1 protein-coding gene is annotated in these 386 nt (G+C 43.5%); it reads left to right on the plus strand.

What is annotated here, in order from left to right; translation table 11 throughout:
• The coding region (locus tag H4J69_RS20535; protein WP_182245210.1) for an Ig-like domain-containing protein at window positions 1-386 on the plus strand (386 nt) is incomplete at both ends.

Below are 386 nucleotides of genomic sequence, written 5' to 3' on the forward strand. Positions count from 1 at the left end.
TACATTGTTACTGACGGTGCAGGTGATACACAGACTTCTACCTTAACGATTTCAGTAACTCCAGTTTCTGATCTGAGCGATGATAATGAAACTGTCACTGTTGCAGAAGATACAACAGCCACAGGCAATGTTTTAGACAATGCTGAAACAGCAGACGGTCCAATGACCGTCACCAGCTTTACTGTTGGTGGGAATACCTACAATGCAGGTGACACGGTTACTCTTGCGGAAGGTGAACTCACTTTAAATGCAGACGGTAGCTACACTTTTACACCCAATGACAACTTCAACGGTGCTGTGCCAGTGATCAGTTACACCATTACCGATGGTGCTGGTGACACAGAAATTTCAACTTTAACAATTTCAGTAACACCAGTGTCAGATTT

It is taken from the genome of Colwellia sp. BRX10-9 (assembly GCF_014077405.1).
In the GTDB taxonomy this organism is placed as follows: Bacteria; Pseudomonadota; Gammaproteobacteria; order Enterobacterales; family Alteromonadaceae; genus Colwellia_A.